The 3,838-nt window shown below is 39.2% G+C and carries 3 protein-coding genes and 1 pseudogene; 3 read left to right on the top strand and 1 reads right to left on the bottom strand.

The genetic code is table 11. The features are described from left to right. Positions 1–151: 151 nt before the first annotated feature. The 3 genes from EYW48_RS20490 (at position 152) to EYW48_RS20470 (ending at position 3,595) form a co-directional block, all read left to right on the top strand. A complete protein-coding gene (locus EYW48_RS20490; RefSeq protein ID WP_277432974.1) occupies positions 152–778 on the top strand; it encodes a hypothetical protein in 627 nt (208 codons plus the stop codon). A 688-nt stretch (positions 779–1,466) separates the two neighbouring features. Beyond that, the gene (locus EYW48_RS20480) at positions 1,467–2,402 is read left to right on the top strand and encodes a hypothetical protein (protein ID WP_114806963.1); all 936 of its coding nucleotides are present in this window, start codon (positions 1,467–1,469) and stop codon (positions 2,400–2,402) included. 683 nt (positions 2,403–3,085) lie between these two features. Next, positions 3,086–3,595: a ClbS/DfsB family four-helix bundle protein gene (locus EYW48_RS20470; protein ID WP_277432973.1), complete on the top strand. Its 510-nt coding sequence runs from the start codon at positions 3,086–3,088 to the stop codon at positions 3,593–3,595. Between the two features lie 126 nt (positions 3,596–3,721). On the opposite strand, the pseudogene EYW48_RS20465 reads toward EYW48_RS20470, so the two are convergent. Further along, a pseudogene (locus EYW48_RS20465) lies at positions 3,722–3,838 on the bottom strand (IS630 family transposase); the annotation flags it as partial.

Below are 3,838 nucleotides of genomic sequence, written 5' to 3'. Positions count from 1 at the left end.
AAAGTGCAGCAGCTAACTAGGCGTTTAAGACGGATTCCCAACGCTTGGGAGTTTTGATTCTAGGTTGAGTTTTGTGTTTAAGGCACAATGGTTTAGGATTGTGGTCGCGTTGCTCACCACTTAACGCAGCGTTATAACTAAGGAGTTTATAGTGGAAATTTTTGGGTCGTTAGCGACTATTATCGGCTTAATTTGTAACTTTAAGTCCGAACGAAGAGCTACAACTGATGACGAATATAGAGATTTTACTCAGTGGTTAGAAGATAAGAGGCATAAAGATATTCGAACTGAACTAGAAGAAAACCATCTATTAAGTCTGAGCATTAAATCTTTATTGGGACAAAATCATGACGAATTAATGTTGAAGCTTTCATCGATCGATGATGCTTTATCTAAGCTAACATCTAGAATGAGCGGTTTTAAAGAACTTGGTCAAGCTCTAAGAAAAAATGAAGAACTTTCTGACCAAGCCGTTTCTTTACTGAAATCGATGAATAACCAATCATCATACATACTCGCTGAGGTACCTTGTTTTGGTCAGACTCGATATGGTTTATCAGATGATAAAATGTATTCAATATTTTTAACTCGTTTACCTGGTTCAGGTTTTACTCAATCCGAACTTAGGTGGATTGAGAATTTAGACAAAATGTTTATTAAAGATGATATAGAGCAGTTGTTATCGTTAGGTCTGATATCATCTAAGAAAGAACATTATGGTGGAATGTCTTACAGGATTACTCGTAATGCTACCAAGTATCTACACGCGCTGACTTAGTTATAACAATCTGTTTAAGAGTGATTCGCAACGCGTGGCATTTTTGCTATGCGTTGCGTTTAGTGTTTAAGGCGGTGTGCGGAATCATCGGTATTGCGTTGCTCACACCTTAACAGGGCGTTATGTGTTGGATGAGTTTTTAAGGTCAAAGCTACGATTTCATTGAGAATTCGCTCCATGTTTTCGGCAGGTTGGCTTGCTCGAAATGGATTCTTGAACAATCTGAAATTGATCATTTTCAAGGTTCTTGGGTTACCTCAATTAAGTTTTGGATCTGGCTTGTGCTGAGTTTCGTCAGTTTCAAATCGCTTAAATTGAAATGCTTTTTTGACTGATTCACTTGCTGAAGTTCAACCCTGAAAATCTGGTGACGTAAAAGGTTTGGCTGTCGCTGAAAGGGCGCTTTCTTTGTTGTCGATTCTGTAAGTGGCTCTCTTTGGCTCAGATCGCTGTGAATTTTAGGTTTTGGTAAGCATCATTTTTGTACGTAACTTATTCAAATTTCTTCATTTATACGGTGGTTTACTTTGAATTCACGGTAAAATTCACATAACAAGCAATTCAAGTGGATTCTCAACGCGTGGCAGTTTTACTATGCGTTAGGTAAAGTATTTTACGGTGCAATGCGGCGGCTTGGTCAGTGCGTTGTTCACCACTTAATTGGGCGTTATAAACCTATGGAGGAATAGTGGGTAGCAAAATTCCAGAAGCGATTCGAGCGAATGGCACTTTGGTGTCCGCTTTAGGCTTTGAACAACAGCCTTTTGGTAAACTTTATTGCTGCATCGATGGGTGCAGCGCAGAACTTAGCTTTGTCAAAAGGCATAACAGGAAGTATGAGTCAAAAACGGTAGAAATCGCACCTTGTTTTAGACTAAAGAGATATGAGCAACATAGCTTAGGTTGCAAATTTGATTTATCTGGAAGATTAGAACTTGTCGCTAAAAGATCGGACTCTGAAGTATTCAGAGCCGTTTCAGCATCTCAATATGAGTTTCGGTTACACATACTATTGAAAGCCCTATGGGAGTTAACAGATCATCAGGTGAAACGTAAGGGAGCCAGTTGGGGATCTGCAGGTGAACAAGACAAAAAGTATTCAAACAAAGGACGCTTAACAAATTATTTGCGCACACTAAAACAGATACTAGAACTAAGAGAGTTATGTGAAGAAAAAGAAGAACTTTCTTCTTTAGTGACACTTGATTTTAAGGGGCACAAAATACCTTGGAATCAGTTCTTCTTTGATGTCAGTAATTTGTTTGAGTTTTTGAAATTCTATAAACCTGAGCAAACAACACCGCCTTTGGCGATATCAGGGCACATAAAAGAAATTAGCCCACCAACAGAAAAATTTCGATACTATCAAATCAAGTTAGAATCTCCATTCATTGAAGTGAATGAGCAAGGTGTCATAAATAAACCAACACCTGAAATTACAGTTAAAGATCCACGGCTTTTGAAGTACTTTAAAGTTGGGGCTGAGTATATATTTTTTGGTATATGGTACGTTCGAAAAAGATCCAAAAAAGGACGAGGTGAAAATTCCCATATCAAGTGGGTATTTAATAATATAGTTCTCAATATGGCTTATAAAGATCACTTCATCGAAATCGGTTTATAACAAAGCGTTAAAGAGGGACTTGGCACGCGTGGCATTTTTACTATGCGTTGGTTTTTGGTGATTAGGGTGGTATGCGGCAGCTTTGGTATTGCGTGCCTGCGCCCCTTAACGCGGCGTTATGTGTTGGATGAGTTTTTGAGGTTAATTTTACGATTTCATTGAGAATTCGTTCTGTGTTTTCGGCAAGTTGGCTTAGTCGAAATGGATTATTGAACAACCTGAGATTGATCGTTTTCAAGGTTCTCGGGTTGCCTCAATTGAGTGCTGGATCAGGTTTGTGTTGAGTTTCATCAGTTTCAAATCGCTTTAATTGAAATGTCCTTTTGACTGGTTTTCTTGCTGACATTCAGCTCTGAAAATCTGGTGACGCAAAAAATTTAGCGGTTGCTGAAAGGGCGCTTTCTTTGTTGTTGATTCTGTAAGTGACTCTCTTTGGCTCAGATCGCTGTGAATTTTAGGTTTTGGTAAGCATCATTTTTGTACGTAACTTATTCAAATTTCTTCATTTCTACGGTGGTTTACTTTGAATTCACGGTAAAATTCACATAACAAGCAATTCAAGTGGATTCTCAACGCGTGGCAGTTTTACTATGCGTTAGGTAAAGTGTTTTACGGTGCAATGCAGCGGCTTGGCCAGTGCGTTGTTCACCACTTAATTGGGCGTTATGTGAATGGAGGTCAAAATGTCTTCTGTACCAAGAAATAAGGATGAATTGGAGCTTGCTATAAAGTCGATATTTCCGAAACTTATGGCTGATTATCGTTTAACTCCAGAAAGTAGCGTTCGCAAACCAGGTGTAGAGGGAAACGTCAAAGGTACCCTCATTAGCGTTAGTGATACGGTGGCTTATTTGATTGGTTGGGGGAAGCTCGTACTGAAATGGTATCGCTTGAAATCTCAAAATCAAAATGTAGATTTTCCGGAAACAGGCTACAAATGGAATCAATTGGGCTTGCTCGCTGAAAGCTTCCACGATGAGTATCGTAGCTGGAAATACGATGATTTACTTATTGAACTCGAGTCTACAGTTAATGAAATACAGTTACTTATTTCAAGCTTAAGTGACCATGAGTTGTATGGTGTAGCGTGGTATGAGCAATGGACTTTGGGACGCATGATTCAGTTTAATACATCATCACCTATGAAAAACATGCGTACAAAAGTTAGGCGCTTCAATCGAGAATTCACATAACAAAGCGTTTAAGACGGATTCCCAACGCTCGGCATTTTCAGCTTACTCTAGGTTAAGTGTTTATGTCACAATGGTTTAGGCTAGGTGGTCTGCGTTGCTCACCACTTAACGCGGCGTTATACCGAATCAACTTGAAGATGCAGGCTTGAGAACCTGAAAATGATCATTAATTCGAGATGTCAAAGAGCCTGCGATCTCTGGAAGAGTCACAGAAAAAAATTGGTCTATTGCCGCCTTGAAGTC

Source organism: Vibrio sp. 1180_3 (genome assembly GCF_029478545.1).
Lineage (GTDB): Bacteria > Pseudomonadota > Gammaproteobacteria > Enterobacterales > Vibrionaceae > Vibrio > Vibrio aestuarianus.
Note: the sequence above shows the minus strand (reverse complement) of the source record. Positions and strands in the feature narration are given on the sequence as shown.